Source organism: Stenotrophomonas nitritireducens, assembly GCF_001431425.1.
Lineage (GTDB): Bacteria > Pseudomonadota > Gammaproteobacteria > Xanthomonadales > Xanthomonadaceae > Stenotrophomonas > Stenotrophomonas nitritireducens.
Map to the genome: position 1 here is coordinate 65,506 of NZ_LDJG01000012.1, position 26,137 is coordinate 91,642.

The window sequence follows — 26,137 nt, forward strand, 5'->3', positions numbered from 1 at the left end:
GGCAGCTGCAGAGAATCGAGCGCGTACGTCGAGGCCGCGCATCGTGTGGCCGGCGTGCATGGGGAGCGGCATTGGAAACGAGACAGGAAGCGCCGCCGGCGGAAGCGGCGCGCCGGCTGCAGGGCGCGCGCGTGTGGGTGGTCGAGGACGACCTTGAGTGGCGCACGCTGGTGATCGACGAACTCGTGCAGCACGGCGCGACGGCCCGCGGCATCGGCAGCGTTGAAACCCTGTACCGCGAACTGGCGGTGGATTCCTGCGACATCGTCGTGCTCGACGTCATCCTGCCCGGTGAGGATGGGCTCAGCGCGACAAGCCATCTGCGCCGCATCGGCGACATGGGCATCGTATTGGTCACCGCGCGTGGCAGCGCCGCGGACATGGCACAGGGCCTGTCCGCGGGAGCCGACTGTTATCTGGCCAAGCCGCTGGAGCTGCCGGTGCTGGTGGCGGCCCTGCACAGCCTGTACCGGCGCATGGCTGCCCGCCTTGCTGCCGCACGCCGCGATGCGCCGGATGCCGGCAACGCCTGGAGCCTGCGCGCCGGTGGCTGGGAGCTGTGGTCGCCGAACGGCCATTCGATGGCCTTGTCGACGGCCGAGCGCGCCCTGCTGCGCGAACTGTTCTCGATGCCCGGTACGCCTGTAGGCCGCGAGCGGCTGATCGCCGCGCTGACGCCCACCCCGTGGGATTTCGATCCGCATCGCCTGGAAGTGCTGGTGCATCGCCTGCGCTCCCGCGTCCGCAGTGCCACCCACCTCGCCCTGCCCATCCGTGCATTGCGCGGGATGGGTTACCTGCTGGTGCCCGAACAGGCCTGACCTGCGTCCCAGCGCCCAGCGGACCATTGCTGGAATGCCGTGTGAGCAAGTGTGAGGGAGCGACAGGGGGTGCTACTGCCTTGGCCCTGCCACCTGTCGAGAATGCCGCCCGGATGTCCTGAATGGGCGTTCCGTGCATGTCGGAACCGGCAGGCATCGACTACATCGCAAGGCCCGGCCTTCCTGGGAAGGCGGGTGGGGCGCAACAGCAGCAAGGCAGGGGAAAACCCGTGTACCAATCACACGATCAGGCCGATCGCGCGAGCATTGCGCGCGTGGATGAAAGCGGACTTCCGATGTGCCGGCGCCTTGTGCGTCCCGGCATGCGCATGGCCATGGCCGCCGTCATGGCGCTGCTGCCGGCGGTGGCCGCCTGGGCGGACGTGGGCGTGACCGGGGTTGGCGCTCCGGACAACGGCAAGATCGGCTTGCAGATGCCGTTCCGGGCGGACATCGCCTGGGCCCGCGTGGGTGCGGGCGGCAACACGATCACGGTCACCTTGCCGCCCCAGCTCGAAGTGGCGGGCACGCTGCCCAGCGAGTGCACGCGGGTTGCGAACATTCTGACCTGCAGCACGACCACCGCCAGCAGCGGCGTGCTGTCGCTGCAACTGGTGGGCACCACCACCGGTGGCTTCAACCTGACGGCACAGGGCACCGCGAGCGCGCCGCAATCGGTGTCGCGCACCATCCAGCCCAGTGGCGACCTCACCGTCACCAAGGAAAAAAGCCTGCCGGCCGGCGCCGTGATCGCCGGTCAGGCCGTGGAATTCGTGCTGAAGCCGAAGATTGCCGATGGTGGCTCGGAAGTGCCGGCGGACAGCAGCGTCATCGTCACCGATACCCTGCCGACGGGATTCACCAACGTCACCCAATCGTTCACCGGCGTCACGCCGAGCTGCAGCCTGGCAGGGCAGACGCTGACCTGTACCTACAACGGAAAGATCACGCAGGCCGCGCTCAGCGGCAGCACCATCACGGTGAAGGGCAAGCAGGGCGCCGACTATGCCGGCGGTTTCACCAACAATGTCAGCATCGCGGTGGGTTCGGACTCCTACCTGGACCGCGATATCACCAACAACACCGACAAGGTCGACTACGTCGTCACTCCCGGTTCGGACATCGAGGCCCTGGGCAACTTCCCGGTCGGCCCGCATGCGGTGGGCGACACCGACGACAAGATACTGACGATCACCTACAGGAACAATGGCCCGATGGCGTGGGTGGGCGGCACGGTGCAGACGGTGATTCCGGCGGCTTTCGGTTTCACCCCTGCCCTCGACCTGCCGGCCAATTGCACCGCGGCGAACGGCAGTCTGCAGATCCCCGTGGGTGGCGCCACCCACAGCGGCTGGGTCGTCACCTGTACGGTCACCGATGCGGTCGCCGTGAACGGTACGCGCAATTTCCCGATCAAGCTGCGGCTGCCGTCGACGCCGGCGAAGGGAAATTTCCCGGTCCTGGTCACACCGCCGCCCGGGCTTGACGACGTCTACCCGGACAACGATGCGGCGTCGGTCGGCTACGACGTGCAGCCGCCGTTCGCCAACCTGTCGCTGGTCAAGAGCAAGAGCCCCGGTTCCGGCCCCTCCGCGCCGGGTACGGTCATCACCGACACGATTACCATCACCAACAGCAGCGCCAGCAGCAGCGCGCTGACCTATTCCTCGCCGGCCCATCCGTTGCGCGTGGTGGACTACCTGGACCCGCTGGAAGTCGATGCCGCGTATGGCAACAATGGCGTGACGACGATCGGCACTGACTGGCAGTGCACGGTAACGCGGAACACGCCGCCGCCGGCCGGCATCAGTTCCAATCGCACCACCCGCATTCTCTGCGAAACCACCAATACCGACGAGATGACGCTGGCCAAGGGCGCGAGCACGTCGGTGAAGTTCAGTACCAGCATCGCCAGCATGGCCGCCGATTCCGCGCCGGTGGAGCTGAGCAACACGGCCTGCACCGGCAAGGCGGCGCTGGACGCCCTGGGCATGGCGCAATCGGCAGGCCCGCAGCCGATCAGCAACGCAGGCGAAACCTCGGACGACACCTGCAAAACGGCAGGCAGCGGCCTGTGGGCCACGCTGGCCGGCGCCGATGCGGACTCGGCGAACATCACCCTGGTCAAGCAATCCTCGATCACCGGCAACCGCGCCGTTGCCGGCGAATGGTTCGACGACGTGAACGCCGCGCCGACCCTGGCCGCGAACGCCACCCACCTGTATTGGCGCATCCTGATCAGTACGCCGAGCAACGCGACCCAGAAGACCATCCAGACCCTGGTGCTGACCGACCCGCTGCGGGGCATCCTGAGCAACGGCAACGGCAATACCACGCCGCAGATTCCGATCATGGTCTATCGCGGCCCCACCGGCGGAACACTGAGCCAGGTGGCGGCGGGCACTACCAGCGACAACTGCCCGGCGAATATTGCCGCTGGCAGCAATGGCGGGCAGCTGTGCACGTTCAAGAACGTCGCGCCGGGCGAGACGATCGAAGTCGTACTGGACGTCTCGCGCCCGCTCAACCAGGGCGTGGCCCAGGGCGATGGCACCTACCGGTTGACCAACACCGTCACGCTGACCTCGCCCGACGCGGTGCTGGCCGAAAATCTCTCCGACAGCGCCGCGGTTGACCTGGAGCCGCGCCTGGACGTGGATCTGGTCAAGAGCATGGACGTGGTCAAGCCGGCCATCGGCCAGCCGTTCGCGTTCAAGCTGGAGGCCCGCAATCTCGGGCCGTTCGAGGTACCGGTGGGCGCCTTCGTCGTCGAGGACACCTTGTTCACCGGCACGGCTACCCTGAGCCAACATGCCTACGAAATCGTGGGCGTGGATCCGGTGACGACCAATATGGTCTGTACCAAAACCCCCAGCGGCAACACCACCCTGGTGCGTTGCGTCAACAGCGGTGGCGTTGTCGGCAGCGGCGTTACCGAAACGATCAACATCCGCGTGCGGCTCAAGAAGCCGGTTCTGAACCCGACGGATCATCCGAAGGGAGCGACGCTCTATACCGACATCGTCAACCAGGCCGAGGTGACGCTGGGCGGCGGCCTGTGCGAATACCGCACCAATGACAGCAGCAAGAAGTCCACTAGCTGCGGCGATGACAATTCCAAGAGCAATAACGAAAGCAGCGTCAAGTTCAACGTGGAAGTGCCGCGCATCGACCTTGAGCAGAACAAGGTGCAGGTGGATGCGGCGGGCAACGTGATTCCGCTGGGAACGCCCTTCAAGTTCGGACAGACGCCGCGCTACAGGTTCACCGTGACCAACCACGGCCCTTCCCGCGCCGAAAGCGTGGAGATGATCGACGAGTTGGTGCCGCTGCCGGCGAACTTCGCATTCACGATGGGAAGCCTTACCCAGGTGTCCGGCAAGACGGCGATCTGCGCCCAGCCCGGGGGCGCCAACAAGAACATCAGCTGCCGTTTCGGCGATGCCGCCAGCATACTGGAGGCCGGCGAGTCGTCGAGTTTCATCATCGACATCAACGTGGCCGACAACCGCCCGGCGACCAGCGTGGGCGCGGTTTGGTTCGGCAACCGGGCCCATGTCTGCGGCGACGAGACGGGCACCTACGAAACCGCGGGCAAGTGCTCGAACGACCCTGCCGAGGCCGGCAACAACCTGGAAAGCGTGCAGCACCTGTTGATGCCGGTCGCCGACCTGGGGGTGACCAAGACCACCATCGGCACCGACCCGGTGGACGTCGGCCAGCCGGTGCAATACCAGGTCGTGGTGGACAACAAGGGCATCAACCCGACCGACCGCATCCGCCTGGTCGATACGCTGCCTGCCGGCTTTGAATGGTTGACCACCGGCGCGCATGCGCCCACGGCAGTGGCCAGCGGCGCAAACGCCAGCCTGGCGGCCACGCTGGCAGTGTCGGCCAGAGTGCCGGCAACGGGCACCGGCAACGTCTGCTACATCTCCAATGGCGTGGCCGCCGTGACGGCGCGCAACCACCAGCAGGAGATCACCTGCGACCTGCTCGGCGTGTTCCCGAAGCTCGACGGCGTGGTGACGCTGACTTTGTGGGCCCGGCCAAGGCCTGGGATCTACGACGGTACGACACCGGCGCTGTTCGATGTCGACCGCACCAATGTGGTCCAGGTCAGTCCGGGCATCGACGCTGAGGGCAACGAGGTTGCCGAAGACAACGTTCCGGGCAACAACGAGAGCAGTTCGACGGTCACGGTGAAGCCGGCGGCCAGCATCGGTGGCCGCGTGTTCTACGACCAGAACGACAACGGCGATGTGGATGCGGCCGATACCGGCATTGCCGGCGTCACCCTGACCCTGACCGGCACCGACCTCAACGGCAACCTGATCAGTCTGACCACGACCAGCGATGCCAGTGGCGACTACCGGTTCGTTGGTCTGCCGCCATCCGGCAGCACCGGCTACACCATTACCCAGGATCAGACCCAGGTGCCGGCGCAATACACCGGCAACGGTATGCCGCAGCCCAATACCCTGCGCACCGTTCGCAAGGACGGCAGCACGGGGGTGACCAACAAGGGCGTGGCCAGCAACACCGCCACCACCAGCGTCATCAGCGGCATCGTCCTGGCCAACAATGCCAACGGCGTGCAGTTCGATTTCCCCGAATTCGTTGGCAGGACCTTGTCCGGCTACGTCTATGTGGACGTGAACGACAACCAGGTGCGCAACGTGGGCACCGACCTGGACATCAGCGGCGCGACCGTGGAGCTGCTGGTGTTGGACGGCGCGGCCTACGTTCCGGTGCTCAATGGTGGCGCGGCAGTCACGGCCACCACCAGCGCCAGCGGCGCCTACCAGTTCACCGACCTGAGCCCGGGCAAGACCTACGCGCTGCGTGAAGCATTGCCGACCGCTCCGGCGGGCAGCACCTACATCAACCAGCCGGCAGCGGTGAACCCGGGCAAGATCAATGGCGTGGCGTGCGGCGCTGCCACCTGCATCGCGCAGACCGGCGAGCCCGGCGACGCCGCCACCACCGACCGCATCGTTGGCATCACGCTGGCGGCGGGCAATGGCACCGAGTTCAACTTCGGCGAGGTGCTGGCGACCACCATCAGCGGCCTGGTCTATCTGGACCGCAACAACGACGGCGACTATGTCGCCGCCGATGACGCGCCCATCGCCGGCGTTTCCATCGAGATTTTCGAAGAAACCGCGCCGAACGTCTGGACTTCGCGCAACACCCAGAAAACCGCCGCCGACGGTACCTATGCGTGGGATGGGGCCATCGTCGGCAGGAATTACAGGATCGTCGAAACCCAGCCCACCGGCCTGGCCAACGGCAAGGAAAACGGAACCGCCAGCGCCACGCCCAACGTGAAGGTCACCGGCAAGCTGCCGCTGGCCGGTTCCACCACCGGCAACGACTTCGGCGAGCTGGCCGGCTCCATTGCCGGCCGCGTATGGCTGGACGCCAACAACAATGGCGTGATCGACGCGGGCGAAACCGGCATTGCCGGCGTCACCGTCAGTCTGCCTGCCGGCAGCGTGGACGCCTTGGGCAACACGGTGGCTTCGGTGCAGACCGACAGCAACGGCAACTATCGTTTCGACGACCTGCTGGCCGGCACCTACGTGGTGACCGAGCAGGTCGCGCAGCCGGTGGTCACCGTGGGCGGAGCGTCCGTCACCACCCTCAATGGCCGCACCGTGGCCGGCACGATTGCGGGTGTCACCACCGGTACTTCCACCAGCCCGGGGGTCACGCCTTCGGCGGTGTCCGGCATCGTGCTGGGCGGCGGCGAGCACTCCATCGCCAACAATTTCGGTGAGATCCTGCCGGTGTCGGTGTCGGGCATCGTGTTCTTCGATACCAACAACGACGGCATCCAGAACAATGCGGGTGATACCGGCATTGGCGGCGTGGACATCGTCCTGACCGGCACCGACGATCTCGGCCCGGTCAGCCTTGCTCTCACCACCAACCCCGACGGCAGTTTCAGTTTCGAGGGCCTGCGCCCGGGTACCTACACCCTGACCGAACCGACCCAGCCGACAGGCACCATCAACGGCATCACCACCGCCGGCAGCGCGGGTGGCAATGCCACGCCGATCACCACCACGCCATCGGCGATCGCCACGATCAAGCTGACCACGCCGGGCAGCCGTTCGAGCGACAACCTGTTCGCCGAAATCCCGACCAACAGCTCGGTGTCCGGCCAGGTGTGGATGGACATGAACGACGATGGCCTCGCCAACGGCAGCGAGCCGGGCATTGCCAACGTCAAGGTGGAACTGAGCGGCACCGACATTGCGAACAACCCGGTCACGCGCACGGCCTACACCGACGCGCAGGGTCGCTATTCGTTCACCGACCTGGCGCCGGGCACCTACACCGTGACCGAGCCGGAGCAGCCGGCGGGCACCCGCAATGGCCAGACCGTGGCCGGCACTACCGGCGGTACAGCGACGCCGGTGGCGACCACGCCGTCGGCCATCAGCAACATTCACGTGGCTGCCAACCAGCATTCCACCGACAACAATTTCGGTGAGATCCCGCAGAACAGCTCGATCTCGGGCCGCGTGTGGCTGGATGGCGACAACAACGGCGTGGTGGATGCGGGCGAAGCAGGCATCGAGGGCGTCACCGTGCGCCTGAGCGGCACCGACAGCACGGGCGCCCCGGTGACGGCGGAGGTCCGGACCGACGCGCAGGGCCGCTACTCGTTCACCGACCTGACGCCGGGCACCTATGTGGTGACCGAGCCGACGCAGCCGGCGGATACGCTGAACGGCCAGACCGTGGCCGGCAGCACCGGTGGTACCGCTACTCCGGTGACGAGCGTGCCGTCGCAGATCGAGGGCATCGTGCTGGGTGCAAACCAGCACTCGACCAACAACAACTTCGGCGAACTGCGTGGCGGCTCGATCTCGGGTCGGGTGTTCAAGGACAACAACGACGACGGCCAGGTGGATCCGGACGAAACCGGCATCCCCGACGTGGAAGTGGTGCTGACCGGTAGCGATGACCTGGGCAATCCGGTCAACGTGACGGTGACCACCGACAAGGACGGCAAGTACCGCTTCGACGGCCTGCGTCCGGGCACCTATACGGTGACCGAACCGGTCCAGCCGCCGGAAACCAGCAACGGCAAGACCATCCCGGGCAGCAGCGGTGGTACCGCGACGCCGCGGGAGACGACGCCGTCGGCGATCAGCACGATCGTGCTGGGACCGGGCGTGGAATCGACCGACAACAACTTCGGCGAAATCCCGTACATCAGCTCGATTTCCGGTCGTGTGTGGCTGGATGCCAACAACAACGGCGTGGTGGACGCGGGCGAGGAAGGCATCGCCAACATCACCGTGCGCCTGAGTGGCACCGACGTGACCGGCAAGCCTGTGACGGCGGAAGTGCAGACCGATGCCGAAGGCCGCTACAGCTTCGACAAGCTGGCCCCGGGCACCTATGTGGTGACCGAGCCGACGCAGCCGGCGGATACGCTGAACGGCCAGACCGTGGCCGGCAGCACCGGTGGTACCGCTACTCCGGTGACGAGCGTGCCGTCGCAGATCGAAGGCATCGTGCTGGGTGCGAACCAGCACTCGACCGACAACAACTTCGGCGAACTGCGTGGCGGCTCGATCTCGGGTCGGGTGTTCAAGGACAACAACGACGACGGCCAGGTGGATCCGGACGAAACCGGCATCCCCGACGTGGAAGTGGTGCTGACCGGTAGCGATGACCTGGGCAATCCGGTCAACGTGACGGTGACCACCGACAAGGACGGCAAGTACCGCTTCGACGGCCTGCGTCCGGGCACCTATACGGTGACCGAACCGGTCCAGCCGCCGGAAACCAGCAACGGCAAGACCATCCCGGGCAGCAGCGGCGGTACCGCGACGCCGCGCGAGACGACGCCGTCGGCGATCAGCACGATCGTGCTGGGACCGGGCGTGGAATCGACCGACAACAACTTCGGCGAAATCCCGTACATCAGCTCGATTTCCGGTCGTGTGTGGCTGGATGCCAACAACAACGGCGTGGTGGACGCGGGCGAGGAAGGCATCGCCAACATCACCGTGCGCCTGAGTGGCACCGACGTGACCGGCAAGCCGGTGACGGCGGAAGTGCAGACCGATGCCGAAGGCCGCTACAGCTTCGACAAGCTGGCCCCGGGCACTTATGTGGTGACCGAGCCGACGCAGCCGGCGGATACGCTGAACGGCCAGACCGTGGCCGGCAGCACGGGTGGCACCGTGACGCCGGTGACGAGCGTGCCGTCGCAGATCGAGGGCATCGTGCTGGGTGCGAACCAGCACTCGACCGACAACAATTTTGGTGAAATCCCGCAGAACAGTTTGATTTCCGGTCGCGTTTGGCTGGATTCCAACAACAACGGCGTGGTCGATGCCGACGAAGCAGGCATTGCGGGCGTCACCGTGCGCCTGAGCGGTACCGACAGCACAGGCGCTCCGGTGACGGCGGAAGTGCAGACCGATGCCGAAGGCCGCTACAGCTTCGACAAGCTGGCCCCGGGCACCTATGTGGTGACCGAGCCGACGCAGCCGGCGGATACGCTGAATGGCCAGACCGTGGCCGGCAGCACGGGTGGCACCGCGACTCCGGTGACGAGCGTGCCGTCGCAGATCGAAGGCATCGTGCTGGGTGCGAACCAGCACTCGACCGACAACAACTTCGGCGAAATCCCGTACATCAGCTCGATTTCCGGTCGTGTGTGGCTGGATGCCAACAACAACGGCGTGGTGGACGCGGGCGAGGAAGGCATCGCCAACATCACCGTGCGCCTGAGTGGCACCGACGTGACCGGCAAGCCGGTGACGGCGGAAGTGCAGACCGATGCCGAAGGCCGCTACAGCTTCGACAAGCTGGCCCCGGGCACCTATGTGGTGACCGAGCCGACGCAGCCGGCGGATACGTTGAACGGCCAGACCGTGGCCGGCAGCACGGGTGGCGCCGCGACCCCGGTGACGAGCGTGCCATCGCAGATCGAAGGCATCGTGCTGGGTGCGAACCAGCATTCGACCGACAACAACTTCGGCGAACTGCGTGCCGCCTCGATCTCAGGCCGCGTATTCAACGACAACAACGACGATGGCCAGGTGAATCCGGAGGAGACCGGCATCCCTGACGTGGAAGTGGTGTTGACCGGTAGCGATGACCTGGGCAATCCGGTCAACGTGACGGCGACCACCGACAAGGACGGCAAGTACCGCTTCGACGGCCTGCGCCCGGGCACCTACACGGTGACCGAGCCGGTCCAACCGCCGGGTACCGTCAATGGCGCCACCACCGCCGGTACCGTCGACGGCCAGACCGTCGGTCAGGCGACCGACAGGACGACCCTGCCTTCGGCGATCAGCAACATCGTGCTGCGGGAGGGCGGCAGCTCGATCGACAACAACTTCGGTGAGATCAGCGATTCGGCGGACATCAGGGTCAGCAAGAGCGCCGACAAGGCCCGCTTCACCGTCAACAATGCCGCCGGCTATGTGTTGCAGGTGCGCAATGGTGGCCAGCGTGCGACCCAGGGCGAGTATGTCGTGCACGACTATCTGCCGGGTGGCCTGACCCTGGCGGCGGCCCCCAGTGGTGATGGCTGGAACTGCACCGGCGCCGCCGGTGACAGTCGCCTGAGCTGTACCAGCAGCCGTGTACTGGCACCCGGTGCCAGCGCACCGGATGTCACGGTGCAGGTGAGGGTCTCGGCCGAGGCTGCCAGCACCGGTGCGGTATCCAACGTGGTGATGGCCGAAGGCGGCGGCGAAACGCCGGCGCATGCGCCGACCCCGGAAGAGCGCGACAACTTCTTCAACCACCCCGATCGTCTGCCGGTTTGCGAAAGCAGCGGACGCCACAGCGCCTGCAGCCAGACCACGGCGGTGCAGCTCTCGGCGTCGGTTTCCGGCACGGTGTGGTTTGAACGGGGCAGCCAGACCCAGATCCTCGATGACGGTGATATCCGCCTGCCGCACTGGATCGTCGAACTGGTCGATCCGCGCACCGGCGCAGTGGAAAAGCGCACCACCACCGCCAGCGACGGCAGCTATCGCTTCGACGACGTCATTCCCGGCGAACAATGGAACATCCGTTTCCGCGATCCGGCATCGGGTGTGATCTGGGCGTGGCCGGTGACCCAGGAAACCGGTGGCGACAGCAATGCGCCGTGCGATACCGCCGCTGCCATCGCCAATGGACTTACCAGCACTTGCCGCAGCAGCGACGGTCTGACCAGCCAGCTCGAAATCGTGTTGGCACCGGGCGAGCATCTGCCGCAGCAGAGCCTGGCGGTGGATCCGTCGGGTGTCGTCTACGACGCCGTCACCCGCGAGCCGGTTGGCGGTGCGGTGGTCACCATGACCCCGGTTGGCGTGTGTGCCGGTTACAACCCGCTGACCGCAGTCCTCAACGCCGCCGGCGGTGGGTACAAAGTCGAGGGTGATTCGATCTCGATGACGGTGGGCAGCGATGGCTACTACCAGTTCTTCTTCGGCCCGGGCGCACCTGCGCGGTGCGAGTTCGAGCTGAAGGTGACGCCGCCGGGTGGCTACAGCTTCGTTTCGACGCTGATTCCGCCGCAGCCCGATTCGTTGTCGCCGCCGGGTCCGGTGGGCAGCGATTACCGGGTACAGCCCAATGCCCGTGCACCGGAAGGGGAGATCGGCGATGCCACGCGTTATTACCTGACCCTGTTCTCGGGTTCGGGCGGTGCCGGCGTCATCCATAACCACATCCCGGTCGATGCGATGGTGGCGCCGGGCCTGGTCATCAGCAAGACCGGCGACCGCCAAATCGCCGAGATCGGCGACACCGTGCAGTACACCATCACGGTACGGCAGACGGCGGGCGGCCCGCTGGCGACGGTGAACATCGTCGACACGCTGCCGCGCGGCTTCACCTACATCGAAGGTACCGCGCGCAGCGGTGGCCGCGCGTTGGCCGATCCGCTGGGCCGGCCCGGCCCGCGCCTGGCCTTCGACCTGGGCCGGATCGAGGTGGGTGGCCAGCTGGCGCTGACCTACCGCGTCCGCGTCGGCGTGGGCGCGATGCAGGGCGACGGCATCAACCGCGCCCAGGCGCACGGCTGCTCGATCACCGGCGGCTGCATCGATCCGGTGGGGCTGAACCCGCTGCCGGGCTCGACGCCCTCCAACCGCGCCGAGTACCGCGTGCGCGTCACCGGCGGCGTGTTCACCGATGAGGCCTGCGTGCTGGGCAAGGTGTTCGTGGACTGCAACAACAACCACGTGCAGGACCGCGAAGAGCTGGGCATCCCGGGGGTGCGCCTGTACTTCAACGACGGCACCTGGCTGGTCTCCGACTCCGAAGGCAAGTACAGCTACTGCGGCCTGCCGCCGAACAGCCACACGCTGAAGGTCGATCCCTCGACCCTGCCGGTCGGCGCGCGCCTGACCACCAGCAGCAACCGCAACCTGGGCGATGCCGACAGCCTGTTCCTGGACCTGAAGAATGGCGAGCTGCATCGCGCCGACTTCGTCGAGGGCAGCTGCTCCAACCCGGTGCTGGAGCAGGTCAAGGCCCGCCGTACCCAGGGCGAGGTGCGCGCGCCGGAGAGCGAGCCAGGCCAGCCGCAGTTGCGATTCGAAAGCAAGCCGACCCGTGCGCCGCAGCAGGCCACGGACTCGGCCAACCAGAGACCGATCGTGGAACCCAGACCCAACCCGCCCGCCGCATCGGCCTCGCCGGAGGTGCAGCCATGAGCCGCCGTTGCGCGCGCGCGATGCCGCGCCTGAGCCTGCTGGCCTGCGCGCTGGCCTCGGCCGCGACGCCGGCCCTGGCCCAGAACGTGGGCAGCAGCACCCGCTTCACCCCGGTGCTGGGCGATGCCTCGACCCTGTATCCGCGCTCGCTGGCGAGCGCTGATGCCCCGCCGGAAGTGGTTGCCGCCCGTTCGGGCAACCTGGACTACAGCCTCAACCGCGGCGTGGACCTGGTCCGCGTCGACGTCGACCGCGACGGCGTGCCGGCCGACGGACAGACGCCGGTGCACGTGCGCGTGCAGCTGTTCGACGGCGAGGGCAGGCCGCTGTCCGGCAAGTCCTACGCCACCATCGAAAACAGCGGCGGCCGCATCCGCCTGCCCGGTTCGCGCACCGACGAGTTCGGTCCCGGCGCCGCCGACGCGGACAAGGTCACCCCGGGCGTGCAGCTGGTGGTGCAGGACGGCGTGGCCGAGTTCGACCTGCTGGCCCCGCATGAGCCGCAGGACGTGGTGCTGCGCATCACCGCCGGCGGCCAGACCGCCGAAGGCGTGATCGGCTTCCTGCCGGAAATGCGCGAGCTGCTGGCCACCGGCCTGATCGAAGGCGTGGTCAACTTCCGCAACAAGTCCAATGCCGGGCTGATCTCGCCGGTGCAGCACCACGATGCCTTCGACCGCGACATCCGCCGCTGGGAGAAGCAGTTCAACAACGGCAAGGCCAATGCCGCCGCGCGCACCGCCTTCTTCGTCAAGGGCCGGATCAAGGGCGAGTACCTGCTCACCGCCGCCTACGACTCGGACAAGGACGTGCGCGGCCGCCTGCTGCGCGACATCCAGCCGGAAGAGTTCTACCCGGTGTACGGCGACTCGTCGCTGCGCGGCTTCGACGCGCGCTCGGCCGAGCGCCTGTACGTGCGCATCGACAACCAGCGCAGCTACCTGCTGTATGGCGACTTCCAGACCGGCGATACGCTGGCCACCAGCACCAGCACCAGCACCAGCACCAGCACCAGCACCAGCACCGGCATCGGCGGCAGCGGGCCGATCCCGCAGCGCAGCCTGAGCACCTACAACCGCACCGCCACCGGCCTGGGCTGGCACTTCGAGAGCGAGCGCGCACGCGGCAATGTCTTCGCCATCGAGGATTCGCTGCGCCAGGTCATCGAGGAGTTCCGCAGCCAGGGCAGCGGCCCGTACGCGCTGCGCAACAACACGGTGCTGGAAGGCAGCGAGCGGGTGGAAGTGATCGTGCGCGACCGCAACCAGCCCACCCGCATCGTCTCGGTGCGGCCGTTGGCGCGGCTGGTGGACTACAGCTTCGAGCCGTTCTCCGGGCGCATCCTGCTCAACCAGTTCATGCCGTCCTTCGACAGCGACCTCAACCCGGTGTCGCTGCGCATCACCTACGAGCTGGACCAGCAGACCGAGAAATTCTGGGTGTTCGGCGCCGACGGCCAGTTCAAGCTGAGCGACCGACTGGAAGTGGGAGCCTCGGCGGTGGAAGACCGCAATCCCTATGCCGAGTTCCGCATGGGCAGCGTCAATGCCGGCTACCGCTTCGGCGAGAACACGATGCTGGTCGCCGAGTTCGCGCGCACCCGCAGCGAGGTCAACACCAGCTCGCTCAACCAGGTCACCTCGCAGGGCCTGAAGGACGTGGTGGGCGAGGTCGAGGGCGACGCCTGGCGCGTCGAGTTCGCGCATGACGGCGACAAGTTCGATGCGCGCCTGTTCGCCGCGCGCACCGATCCGGCGTTCAACAACCCGGCCTCGCCGCTGTACGGCGGCCGCGGCGAGTACAACGCGCGGCTGGGCTATGCGGTGGGCCCGCGCCTGGAGCTGTATGTCGAGGGCCTGCGCAGCGAAGACCGCAATCCCGATGGCGGCAAGCGCGATGCCGGCGGCGCCGGCGTGCGCGTGGGCGCCACCGAGCGGCTGACCCTGGACTTCGGCCTGCGCAGCATCCGCGAGACCATCGGCGTGACCTCGCCGTGGTCGATGGGTTCGCCGTTCGGCCAGGCCGGCGGCCTGACCGGCGGTTTCGCCACCGGCATGGGCGGCGGTGCGCTGGGCTACGGCCAGCAGGCGCTGGACCCTGCCACCGGCCTGATGGTCATCAACGGCTCGTCCTCGGGCAGCCCGATCACCAGCGACCTGCCGGTCGGCACCAGGCTGGAATCGGACAGCGCCCGCATCGGCCTGGGCTACCGCTTCAGCGAGAAGTTCAGCGGCGGCGCCGAGGTCGAGCAGAGCGTCAGTGGCGAGGACCGCAACCGCGTCGCCGCCGGCGTGGACTACCAGGTGTTCGAGCGCAGCCGCCTGTACGGGCGCTACGAAAAGCAGACCGGCCTGACCAGCGCCTACGGCATCACCACCACCGACCGGCAGGCCGATGCGCTGGTGTTCGGCGTGGACAGCAGCTACCTGCGAGACACCCAGGCGTTCAGCGAGTACCGGCTGCGCGATGCCATCAGCGGCCGCGACGTGCAGGCCGCCTCGGGCATCCGCAACAACTGGGACATCCGCGAAGGCCTGCGCCTGAGCAGTTCGGCCGAGCGGGTCAACGTGATCGCCGGCGATACCGGCGACAGCACCGGCCTGGCGCTGGCGCTGGACTACAGCGCCAACCCGCTGTGGCGCGGCGCGGTGCGCGTGGAGCACCGCATTTCCGAGGACGTGGCGCACACCGAGGCCAACGAGGCGTTCGACACCACGCTGCTGCAGTTCATGCTGGCGCGCAAGCTCAGCCGCGACTGGACCCTGCTGGGCCGCAACTACCTGTTGGCGACCAACTACAAGGAACGCGGCGACGTCCTGCAGGACCGCTTCCAGTTGGGCCTGGCCTACCGCGATACCGACCGCAACCGGATCAACGCGCTGATGCGCTACGAGTACAAGCTCGAGCGCGACGAAAGCGGGTTGACCCTGCTCGACGGCCAGGTGGTCAACGGCACCAGCCAGGACGTGCGCACCCGCGCCCACATCGTCTCCTCGCATGCCGATTGGCATCCGTCGCGGCCGTGGTGGCTGACCGGGCGCGTGGCCGGCAAGTGGCAGCGCGACCAGTTCGCCTACGGCGACGGCGCGCGCGTCAACAGCAGCTTCCGCGCGATGCTGTTCTCCGGCCGCATCGTCTACGACCTCACCGAGAACTGGGACATCGGCGTGCTCGGCTCCACTTTCCGCGGCCAGTCCGGCGCCAACCAGTACGCCTATGGCGTGGAAGTGGGCCGCCTGCTGCGGCAGAACCTGTGGTTGTCGGCCGGCTACAACCGGACCGGCTTCGAGGGCGACCGCGACCTCAACGGCTACGAGTACACCCAGCAGGGCCTGTTCCTGCGCCTGCGCTTCAAGTTCGATGAAGATCTTTTCCGCCGTGACCCGGTCCGCTACCGCGACCCGGCCCGCTGAGGACGACCCGATGAAATCTCCGCATACCCGTTCCACCCTGTCCCGCGCGCTGTTGTCCGCCGCCATCCTGTCCATCGTGGCCGGCATCGCCAGCGCCCAGCAGACCCGGCTCAACCCGCAGGAAAAGCGCATCACCGACGAGGCCATCCATGCCGACCTACAGGGCTATGAAGCCACGCAGGGCCGCATCAAGGCGCTCAACGACGGCGGCCGCCCGGTGCGCGACTACCACCTGTCCAAGGCGCAGTGCTGGCTGGACGTGTCCTTCCACGAATACACCCGCAACGACCGCAGCGCATTCCCGCAGGAAGCGCTGACCGAGTCGGAGAAGCTGATCGTGGACATGGAGAACGGCGTTTCGCCGATTCCTACCGACACCGCGCTGGTCAACAACGCCAGGTACCTGCGCGACGACCTGTGGCAGCGCCTGAAGGCGATCCATGGCACCCCGGGCTTCAGCTGCGCGCAGCAGGCCGTGGCCTGCGGCGAGGTCGAACTGGTCCACGCCGGCAACGAGTTCAACCAGCAGCAGTGGCGCCACTCCAAGCCGTACATCCAGATCGCCGAGGACCTGGTCAACGACGCCGAGGCGCTGGCGCGCCAGTGCGGCGTGGCACCCGATGCCGCTCCGGTGCTGGCGCCGGCGCCGACGCCCGGCCCGCTGATCGCGAACGTGCTGTTCGAGTTCGACCGCGACGGCCGCAAGGACATCCGCACCTACTCGCTGGAGAGCATCGACCGTGCGCTGGCCACCATCGCCGGCGAGCGGCGCGAGCTGGCCGGGGTCACCCTGGTCGGCCATGCCGACCGCATGCAGGGCAAGGGCTTCGACTACAACCAGGGCCTTTCGCAGCGCCGTGCGCAGACCGTGCGCGAACTGCTGATCGGCCGCGGCATCGACCCGGGCATGATCCGCTACGAATACCGTGGCGATACCCGGCAGGTACAGCAGTGCGACGGCGTCAAGCCGCGTGCGGCGCTGCTGGAGTGCCTGCTGCCGAACCGCCGCGTCGAAGTGCGTTTCGAACTGGCGAAGTGAACAGCGCCGCGTGGGGGAAAACCGGGTCCAGGGTCGGGTTTCCCTTGCGCGTCGTCGGCGAGCGCCGGGTTCAGGGCAGGTGGGAAACCCGATTCTGGGCCCGGCTTTCCTCGCGCGGCGCCGGTGCCGGCGTGGCGCCATCGCGCGGGGGCGCCCAGGACATCGGGCGGCCGCCGCCGATCACGATCCAGCCCTGCGCCAGGGCATGCTCCGGATCGCGCAGGATGCTGTAGACGTCCACGTTGCGGCCTTCGGCCAGGCCCCACAGCCCCGCCCAGGTGCCCAGCCCGCTGCGCCGCGCCACCTGCAGGGCGCGGCCGGCCACGCGCAGGGTATCGGCATTGGATGCACGGGTTCCCGGAAACAACGGATGCGGCGCCACGCCCGCCGACATGCCGGGCGTGAGGCACTGGCCTGGAGCGACGTCCACCTGCAGCCGCTCGATGCAGCGGCACAGGTGCCCGGCCAGCGCGAACGCGGCGGCCTGCGAGGTATTGGCGCGGATCACCATGAAGGTGGCACCGCCCCAGCGCGCGACATGGTCGTGCTGGTCGCTGTTGCGCACCAGTTCCGCGGCCACCGCGCGCAGCAGCGCGTCGCCCGCGGCATGGCCGTGCTGGTCGTTGAGCGCCTTGAAGCCATCGATTTCCAGCAGCAGCACCGCGTGGCGTTCGGCGCCAGGGGATACTGACGTGGCCTCATCCAGCAGGCGTTCGGCCTCGCGCCGGTTCGGCAGCCCGGTGGGCACGTCGGTGCTGCCGAGTTCGCGCAGGCGCCGTTGCTGCCGGCGCATGCGCAGGTACAGGCCGGCACCGCCCAGCAGCAGGATCGCCGCGGCGGTAAGCGCGGCATTGCGCAGCAGGCGGTCGCGGCTGGCCTCCTGGGTGGCGTTGATGCGGATCGGGTCCAGCGCCTGCTCGGCCCTGGCCTGCAGCCTGGCCAGGCGGTTTAGGTTGTCGCCCTTCATCCGCGCCTGGTCGACCTGCCGCGCCTGGCGCAGGTAGTCGCGCGCCTGCGCCGGCTCGCCCAGCGCCATGCTGATCTCGGCCAGCAGGTCGAGGCTGTCGCGGATGCCATCGGGGAAGCGGCCGGGCCCGGCCACCGCCAGGGCGCGTTCGCCGAGGTTGCGCGCTTCTTCCGGCTGCTGCTGCTCCAGCGCGATGCGCGCCAGCCGCTGCAGGGTGACGACCAGCCCCAGCGGATCGTTGTGTTCCTGCCAGGGCAGGAGTTCGAGGAACTGCGCCTTGGCCACGTCCAGCCGGCCGGCCGCATGCTGCACTTCGGCGCGATGCCCGCGGATGCGATGCAGTATCACGTCCTGGTTGGACAGGCGGCCGGCGATGGACTCGGTACGGGCGAAGGCCCGCTCCGCCTCGTCGTAGCGCTTGAGCCGCAGCAGCGTGTAACCGTGGTTGTAGTGGAGCATCACGTCCTGCGGCAGCGGCGGCCGGCGCAGGTGGTCGGAAAGCGCGATCGCCTGCTGCTGGTAATGCAGCGCGCCTTCGGGATCGTCCATCTGCTCGGCGCGGATCAGGGCGATGCCGGTCAGCGCGGTGATCTGGCTGCCCACGTCGCTCTCGGCGACGCCGCGTTCCAGCATCGTTTCGAGCAGTTGCAGGCCTTCCCCGGTGTGGCCATTGCGTTGCAGCAGCGTCGCGGCCATCTGCAGCGCGCGGTTGCGTTCGATCGCCGGGAGCTCCGCGGTGCGCAGCAGTTCCTGCAGCCTCGCTGCCGACTCCAGGCTGGCGTCGCCCTGGCCCAGCAACTGCCGGGCGAAGCCGCGGCAGCCTTCCGCGCCGATCTCGACCACCGGCGGCAGCGCCGGCATGGCCAGCAGCTTCCCGGCCATGGCCAGGGCATCGCGCGGCGCGCCGTGCACCGTCGTGTGGCAGCGCATCACCTGTTCCATCAGGCGTGCATCGGCATCGGCGACCTGGGCGCTGGCGGGACCGGCCAGGGCGGTGGCAAGCGCCGCGCCGGGCAGCAGGCGGCGGAATCGAACGACACGAAGCGGAGAAAGCATGGCGCAGGTGTTTCCTGGCGAAAAAGAGTCCGTCCGGGAGGCGGTGGCGCGGGAACGTCCGGCAACGGATGCCTATTAATATAGCCCCACTCCCCTCATGTCGTACGACGCATCGCGCCGCGCGGCATCGCCGGCGTCAGCCGTCCCGGTGCCGGAGGAGCGGCCTGGCGCTGGCCAGGAGCCCGCGCAGGCTCTTTTGTTGCCGGCGCGTGCGCAGGTACAGGCCGGCCACGCCCACCAGCAGCAGCGCCGTGATGGCAAGCGCGATATCGCGCAGCAGGCGGTCGCGGTTGGCCTCCTGCAGCGCATTGACCCGGGCCGGCTCCAGCGCCTGCGCGGCCCGGGCCTGCATCCGCGCAAGACGGGCAAGGCTTTCCTCCGACATCCCCGGCCGGTCGGACTGGCGCGCCCGTCGCAGATAGCCGTGCGCCTTCGCCGCGTCGCCCTGGGCGATGCTGATTTCGGCCAGCAGTTCCAGTCGTTCGCGATGGCCCGGGAACCTGCCGGCCTCGGCCACCGTCGCCGCCTGTTCGGCCAGCTCCCGCGCCTGTTCCGGCACGCCCTCGTCCAGCGCGATCCGCGCGAGATACTGCAGCGTGGTGACCCGGCTCAACGGGTTGTTGCGCTCCTGCCAATGCAGCACGGCCAGGAGCTCGGACCGGGCGATCCGGCGATGGCCGCGGGCGCGCAGTATCTCCGCGCGGTCGCTGCGGATGCTGTGCAGCAGCGCCTCCTGCATGGACAGCCGGCGGGCGATGTGTTCGGCGCGGTCGAACGCCCTGCCGGCTTCTTCGTAGCGCTTGAGCTGCAGCAACGTGCAGCCGTGGTTGTAGTTGAGCGTGACGTCCTGCGGCCGTGGCGGACGCGGCAGGTGTCCGGACAGGGTCAGGGCCTGCTGCTGGTAGTGCAGGGCGCCCTCCGGATCGTCCAGCTGTTCGGCGTGGACCAGGGCGATGTGGCCCAGCGCCAGGATCTGGCCGCCGATGTTTCCCGTGGCGATGCTGCGCTCCTGCAGGGCTTCCAGGATCCGCAGGCCCTCGTCGATGCGGCCGTCTCGCAGCAGCAGGAAGGCGACGCGGCGCTGCACCTGGTCGTATTCCCCCAGCGCCAGTCCCGGCGTGCGCAGCAATGCCTGCAGCTGCGAGATCGCCTGCCGGCTCTCGTCATTGCGGCCGAGCTGGTGCAGCGCCGAGGTGCGACAGCTCACCGCGTCGATCTTCATCGCCAGCGGCAGCGCCGGCAGGGCCAGCAGGCGATCGGCCAGGGCCAGGGCATCGCGGGGGGCGTCGTAGACCAGCGGCACGCAGCGCGCCACTTCCTCCTTCAGGCGTACATCGCCCTCGGCGGCCTGTGCGGGACCCGCCAGGCCCAGTACCAGCAGCAGGCACGGCGGCAGACATCGGGGAATGGGGAACAGGCGCATCTCTTTCCAGCGGCGGGATTGCTTCGTCCGCAGGACCGCGGGAGCGCTTCTACAACGGATGGTCCGTAATATAGCGGCGACCTTCCATGTATCGCGCGGCGCCCCGCCGTGCCGGGGATCCAACCCGATGCTCTCCCTACCTTCCCGACCCGAGGATGCGGCCGAGCCGCCGCAGGGCGCGTCCGTCGCCCGTCGGTGGATGCCGCCCGCGGTCGATGCCACCGAGGCGCGCGCCGTGGCGATGCTGCTGCGCCTGCTGCTGGCCGTGGCCGGCTACCAGCTGCTGACCCTGCTGTGGAGCCCGCCCTCCTCCGGCCTGCCGGGGCAGGCGCTGACCGTGTGCGGCATGCTGACCTGCCTGGTGTCGCTGGAACTGCTGCGCCGGCGGCGGCTGCATCTGTCCGTCGCGGCGTTCGTGCTGTCCAACCTGGTGCTGACCTCGGTGGCCTATGGCTACTGGGGGCTGCGCGCGCAGATGCAGGGGCAGCTGCTGCAACTGCTGCCGGTGCTGCTGGCCGGCGCGCTGCTGGGCCGGCGCGCGCTGTGGCTGGCCGCTGGCTGGCTGGGCGGGCTGCTGGCGCTGGGGGCGTGGCTGGATGCGGCGGCCGGCTTTTACCTGCCCATGCGCGTGGAACTGGCATTGCGCGACCTGGCGCTGGCCGGGTTCGGCACGGCGATGGCGGCCTTCGTGCTGGACCAGTCGCTGTCCTCGCTGCGCGACAACCTGCGCATCGCGCAGCGGCGCGGCACCGACCTGGCGCGCAAGCGCGACGAGCTGCAGCTGGAAATGCACGAGAAGGAGCGCTCGCGCGAACAGCTGGTGCACGCGCTGAAGATCGAGAACGTCGGCCGCCTGGCCAGCGGCGTCGCGCACGACTTCAACCATCTGCTGGCGCTGATCATGGGTTATGCCGGCAAGGGCCGCCGCAGCGACGATCCGGCCGAGCTGAGGGCCGCCCTGCAGGGCGTGGAGTCGGCGGCGCGGCGCGCCGGCGCGGTCACCCGCCGCCTGCTGGACTTCAGCCGCCAGGACGTGGCGCGGCCGCAGCTGCTGGACGCGGCGCGGACCGTCGCGGCGATGGAGCCGATGCTGCGCCAGCTGTTCGACGCGCGCGTGGCGTTCGCGCTGGACACCGGCGGCGTGCGCTGCCAGATCCACTTCGATCCCGCGCAGCTGGAACTGGTGCTGCTGAGCCTGGCGGCCAACGCGCAGCAGGCCATGCCCGACGGCGGCACGTTCCGCCTCGCGCTGTCCTGCCGGGAACCCGGCAACGAACTGTGCGTGGAAGTCAGGGACAGCGGCCACGGCATGAGCGAGGAGGTGCGCCTGCGCTGTCTGGAGCCGTTCTTCACCACCAAGCCCAGCGGCCAGGGAACCGGCCTGGGGTTGGCGGTGGCGGCCAACCTGATCAAGGCCGCCGACGGCCGGATCGTGGTGGACAGCGCGCCCGGCGCCGGCACCTGCTTCCACCTGTGGCTGCCGGCGCGGCCATTGCCCGACGCGCCCCGCCAGCCGGAAGTCGGCGTGACGATACCGTACTGATCCGCGCGCGCTGCCGTCGCGACGGCAGCGGCTACACTGCGGCACGGCCCGTCCGGAAACTCGTCCTTGGTCTCAAGCTGGATCCTGCTGCTGGTCTCGCTCGGCTATGCCGCGCTGCTGTTCGGCGTGGCGTGGTGGGGCGACCATCGGCCGATGTATCCGGACCGGCCCTGGCTGCGGCCGGTGGTCTACAGCCTTGCGCTGGCGGTGTACTGCTCGTCGTGGACCTTCTACGGCGCGGTCGGCACCGCGGTGCGCTACGGCATCGGCTACCTGCCGATCTACCTGGGGCCGCTGCTGCTGCTGCTGTTCGGCTGGCGCATCATCGAACGGCTGGCGCTGATCGCGCGCAGCGAGAACGTCGTTTCCATCGCCGATTTCATTTCCTCCCGCTACGGCCGCTCGCGCAGGCTGGCCGCGCTGGTGGCGCTGATCGCCCTGATCGGCGTGGTGCCGTACCTGGCGCTGCAGTACAAGGCGGTGGCGATGAGCCTGCAGGTGCTCACCGGCGATGCCGGCGGCGGCGGGGTGCTGACCGATCCGGCGCTGTACGTGGCCCTGCTGATGGCGCTGTTCGCCACCCTGTTCGGCACCCGCCAGGTGGACGCCACCGAGCACCACCACGGCATGATGCTGGCCATCGCGCTGGAATCGATGATCAAGCTGCTGGCGATGGTGGCGGTGGGCGTGTTCGCCTATGTGTGGCTGTCCGACCGCGGCACCGCGGTGGTGGCCTCGGCGCGCACGCTGTTCGAAGGCGCGCCGCCGGTGGGCTTCGTCTCGCAGACCCTGCTCAGTTTCCTGGCGCTGATCTGCCTGCCGCGCCAATTCCACGTGGCGGTGGTGGAATGCGGCGACGTCAGCGACGTACGCCGCGCGCGCTGGCTGTTCGGCGGCTACCTGGTGCTGATCTCGCTGATGATCGTGCCCATCGCGGTGGCCGGCAACGCGCTGCTGGGCAGCGGCCGCGTGGCCGACGACGCGCTGGTGCTGGCACTGCCGATGAGCGGCGGCAACACCGCGCTGGCACTGGTCGCCTACGTCGGCGGTTTCTCCGCGGCGACCGGCATGGTGATCGTGTCCTCGATCGCGCTGGCGACGATGATCAGCAACGACCTGGTCATGCCCCTGCTGCTGCGCCGCAGCGGCGACCACCGCGAGGCCGCCGACGTCGCCTCGCGGGTGCTGTGGATCCGCCGCCTGGCGATCCTGCTGCTGGCGCTGGTGGCCTATGGCTACTACCGCGGCAGCAACAACGACACCATGCTCGCCACCTACGGGCTGATGGCCTTCGCCGCGGTGGCGCAGTTCGCCCCCGGCCTGATCGGCGGCCTGTACTGGCGCGGCGCCAGCCGCCGCGGCGTCGGCGCCGGCATGGCGGTGGGTTTCGGCGTGTGGATATACACGCTGCTGCTGCCGGCGCTTAGCCATGGCGGCTGGCTGGACGTGGCGCTGGTCGAGCACGGGCCGTTCGGCATCGGCTGGCTGCGGCCCGAGCAGCTGTTCGGCCTGCGCGGCTGGGATCCGCTCACCCACGGCACGTTCTGGTCGCTGCTGCTCAACGCCGCGACCATGCTGCTGGTGTCGATGCGCTGGCGCCCGGGCGTGGCCGAGCGGCTGCGCGTGGCGCCGTTCCTGGAGCCGTATGCGCGGCGCCCGGCGGTGGCCGGCGACTGGCCGGCGCACGTCAAGGTGCGCGACCTGCTGGCGCTGGCCACGCGCGTGGTCGGCGAGGTGCGCGCGCGGCGTTCCTTCGCCGAGCAGGCGCAGGCGCTGCAGCGCGAACTGCAGCCGGCCGCCGCCGCCGACCGCGCCTGGGTGCAGTTCACCGAACGCCTGCTGGCCGCCTCGATCGGCGCCGCGTCGGCGCGCCTGCTGCTGACCAGCCTGCTGCGCGGCTCGGGCATGGACCTGGGCGAAGTGGTGGCGGTGCTGGACGAAGCCGGGCAGGAACTGCGCTTCAACCGCGAGATCCTGTCGACAACCCTGGAGAACATCAGCGCCGGGGTCAGCGTGGTCGATCCGGACATGCGCCTGACCGCGTGGAACCGCCGCTACCAGCAGATGTTCGGCTATCCCGACGGCATGCTCTACGTCGGCCGCCCGGTCGCCGACCTGATCCGCTACAACGCCGAGCGCGGCGAGCTGGGCGAGGGCGACATCGAGGTGCAGATCGACCGCCGCATCGGCCACATGCGCGCCGGCACGCCGCACGTGTTCGAGCGCACCGGCGCCGACGGCAAGGTGATCGAGCTGCGCGGCCAGGCGCTGCCCGGCGGCGGCTACGTCACCAGCTACAACGACATCACCGACTTCAAGCGCGCCGAGCAGGCGCTGCTGGAAGCCAACGAGACCCTGGAGCAGCGCGTGGCCGAGCGCTCGCAGGCGGCCGAAGCGGCGCAGCAGTCCAAGACCCGCTTCCTCGCCGCGATCAGCCACGACGTGCTGCAGCCGCTCAACGCCGCGCGCCTGTTCGCCTCGGCGCTGCGCGACGGCCTGCAGGAAGGCGACGAACAGCGGCACCTGGCCGAGCGCGTGGACGCCTCGCTGCGCGCGGCCGAGGAACTGCTCGACGGCCTGCTCGACGTGTCGCGCCTGGACGCCGGCGGCCTGCGCCCGACCGTCACCGACTTCGACGCCGCGGTGCTGGTGCGCGAACTGGCCGCGCAGTACACGCCGGTGGCCGCAGGGCGCGGCCTGCGCCTGCACGTGTTCGCGCGGCCGGCGTGGGTGCGCAGCGACCGCCGCCTGCTGCGCCGCGTGCTGCAGAACTTCATGGCCAACGCGCTGCGCTATACCCGCAGCGGGCGCATCGTGCTGGCGCTGCGCGTGCGCGGCGGCCAGGTCGAACTGCAGGTATGGGACACCGGGCCGGGCATTCCCGAACACCACATGCAGCAGATCTTCAACGAGTTCCACCGCTACCAGCAGCCGTTCGACTGGGGCGAGCAGGGCCTGGGCCTGGGCCTGTCGATCTGCCAGCGCATCTCGCGCCTGCTCGGCCATGGCCTGGATGCGCGCAGCCAGCCCGGCCGCGGCAGCATGTTCTCCATCACCCTGCCGCGCGTGCCGACGCCGGCGGTGGCGCCGCCGGCGCGCGCGATGCCGGCGTTCGGCGGCGACGAGGCGCTGGCCGGCATGCGCGTGCTGTGCGTGGACAACGACCAGGAAATCCTCGACGGCATGCGCGCCCTGCTCGGCCGCTGGAAAGTGCAGGTGATCGCCGCCAGCACCGTGGACATGGCGCTGGAGAAGATCGCCGAACGGCCGGACGTGATGCTGGTCGATTTCCACCTGCACGACCGCATGGACGGCCTCGATGCGCTGGTCGCGCTGCGCGAGGCCGCCGGGCGGCCGCTGCCCGGCGCGCTGCTCACCGCCGACGGCCGCGACGAACTCAAGCGGCTGGCGCGCGAGCGCGGCTACCGGGTGCTGACCAAACCAGTGAAGCCGGCCTCGCTGCGCGCCTTCCTCACCGCCTGGCGGCTGTAGCGAGCGGCTTGGCCGGGAGAGCGCCAGCGGGGCGTTGCCGGGAAGGCCCCAGCGGGGCGTTGCCCCGCTCTACAGGGCGAGGGATTGCCGCGTTTCTGTAGCGCCGGGCAGCGCCCGGCGGGGCTTTGCCGGGAATGCTCCAGCGGGGCGTTGCCCCGCTCTACAAGGCGAGGGATTGCCGCGCTTCTGTAGTGCCGGGCAGCGCCCGGCGGGGCTTTGCCGGGAATGCTCCAGCGGGGCGTTGCCCCGCTCTACAAGGCGAGGGATTGCCGCGCTTCTGTAGCGCCGGGCAACGCCCGGCGGGGCTTTGCCGGGAATGCTCCAGCCGGGCGTTGCCCCGCTCTACAAGGCGAGGGATTGCCGCGCTTCTGTAGCGCCGGGCAGCGCCCGGCGGGGCTTTGCCGGGAATGCTCCAGCGGGGCGTTGCCCCGCTCTACAAGGCGAGGGATTGCCGCGTTTCTGTAGCGCCGGGCAGCGCCCGGCGGGGCTTTGCCGGGAAGGCCCCAGCGGGGCGTTGCCCCGCTCTACAAGGCGAGGGATTGCCGCGTTTCTGTAGCGCCGGGCAGCGCCCGGCGGGGCTTTGCCGGGAAGGCTCCAGCGGGGCGTTGCCCCGCTCTACAAGGCGAGGGATTGCCGCGTTTCTGTAGCGCCGGGCAGCGCCCGGCGGGGCTTTGCCGGGAAGGCCCCAGC

Annotated in this window: 8 protein-coding genes; 6 read left to right on the forward strand and 2 right to left on the reverse strand. The window is 68.9% G+C overall.

The genetic code is table 11. From position 1 onward, the window contains the following. The first annotated feature begins 71 nt into the window (after positions 1 to 71). The 4 genes from ABB22_RS08920 to ABB22_RS08935 all read left to right on the forward strand — a co-directional run bounded on the left by ABB22_RS08920 (position 72) and on the right by ABB22_RS08935 (position 16,966). Positions 72 to 821, forward strand: coding sequence for a response regulator transcription factor (locus ABB22_RS08920; RefSeq protein ID WP_055765552.1), 750 nt, complete (start codon positions 72 to 74; stop codon positions 819 to 821). Positions 822 to 1,150: 329 nt separating this feature from the next. Beyond that, entirely contained in the window at positions 1,151 to 12,514 is an 11,364-nt protein-coding gene (locus ABB22_RS08925) for an SdrD B-like domain-containing protein (RefSeq protein ID WP_161809357.1), read from the forward strand. Continuing rightward, the gene (locus ABB22_RS18410) at positions 12,511 to 15,927 is read left to right on the forward strand and encodes a hypothetical protein (protein ID WP_161809358.1); all 3,417 of its coding nucleotides are present in this window, start codon (positions 12,511 to 12,513) and stop codon (positions 15,925 to 15,927) included. Before ABB22_RS08925 ends, ABB22_RS18410 begins: the two co-directional genes overlap by 4 nt. Before the next feature lie 10 nt (positions 15,928 to 15,937). After that, positions 15,938 to 16,966 carry an OmpA family protein gene (locus tag ABB22_RS08935; RefSeq protein ID WP_161809359.1) on the forward strand — a complete coding sequence of 343 codons (1,029 nt, stop codon included), beginning with the start codon at positions 15,938 to 15,940 and terminating at the stop codon, positions 16,964 to 16,966. A gap of 70 nt (positions 16,967 to 17,036) precedes the next feature. Here ABB22_RS08935 and ABB22_RS08940 read toward each other — a convergent pair whose 3' ends face one another. Together ABB22_RS08940 and ABB22_RS08945 are read right to left on the reverse strand one after the other, a co-directional pair. Beyond that, positions 17,037 to 18,989, reverse strand: coding sequence for a GGDEF domain-containing protein (locus ABB22_RS08940; RefSeq protein ID WP_055765533.1), 1,953 nt, complete (start codon positions 18,987 to 18,989; stop codon positions 17,037 to 17,039). Positions 18,990 to 19,125: 136 nt separating this feature from the next. Continuing rightward, positions 19,126 to 20,412, reverse strand: a complete 1,287-nt coding sequence (locus ABB22_RS08945; protein ID WP_055765528.1) for a tetratricopeptide repeat protein — start codon at positions 20,410 to 20,412, stop codon at positions 19,126 to 19,128. A gap of 127 nt (positions 20,413 to 20,539) precedes the next feature. Here ABB22_RS08945 and ABB22_RS08950 point away from each other — a divergent pair, with 127 nt between their 5' ends. Together ABB22_RS08950 and ABB22_RS08955 are read left to right on the forward strand one after the other, a co-directional pair. Next, positions 20,540 to 21,955, forward strand: coding sequence for a sensor histidine kinase (locus ABB22_RS08950; RefSeq protein ID WP_156357984.1), 1,416 nt, complete (start codon positions 20,540 to 20,542; stop codon positions 21,953 to 21,955). 66 nt (positions 21,956 to 22,021) lie between these two features. After that, the gene (locus tag ABB22_RS08955) at positions 22,022 to 25,447 is read left to right on the forward strand and encodes a hybrid sensor histidine kinase/response regulator (RefSeq protein WP_055765522.1); all 3,426 of its coding nucleotides are present in this window, start codon (positions 22,022 to 22,024) and stop codon (positions 25,445 to 25,447) included. Positions 25,448 to 26,137: the final 690 nt, after the last annotated feature.

Bases quoted from the DNA above. Each gene is read 5' to 3' on its own strand.
- ABB22_RS18410 (WP_161809358.1), top strand. From the start codon at position 12,511: ATGAGCCGCCGTTGCGCGCGCGCGATGCCGCGCCTGAGCCTGCTGGCC.
- ABB22_RS08935 (WP_161809359.1), top strand. From the start codon at position 15,938: ATGAAATCTCCGCATACCCGTTCCACCCTGTCCCGCGCGCTGTTGTCC.
- ABB22_RS08940 (WP_055765533.1), bottom strand. From the start codon at position 18,989: ATGCTTTCTCCGCTTCGTGTCGTTCGATTCCGCCGCCTGCTGCCCGGC.
- ABB22_RS08950 (WP_156357984.1), top strand. From the start codon at position 20,540: ATGCTCTCCCTACCTTCCCGACCCGAGGATGCGGCCGAGCCGCCGCAG.
- ABB22_RS08945 (WP_055765528.1), bottom strand. From the start codon at position 20,412: ATGCGCCTGTTCCCCATTCCCCGATGTCTGCCGCCGTGCCTGCTGCTG.
- ABB22_RS08925 (WP_161809357.1), top strand. From the start codon at position 1,151: ATGGCCATGGCCGCCGTCATGGCGCTGCTGCCGGCGGTGGCCGCCTGG.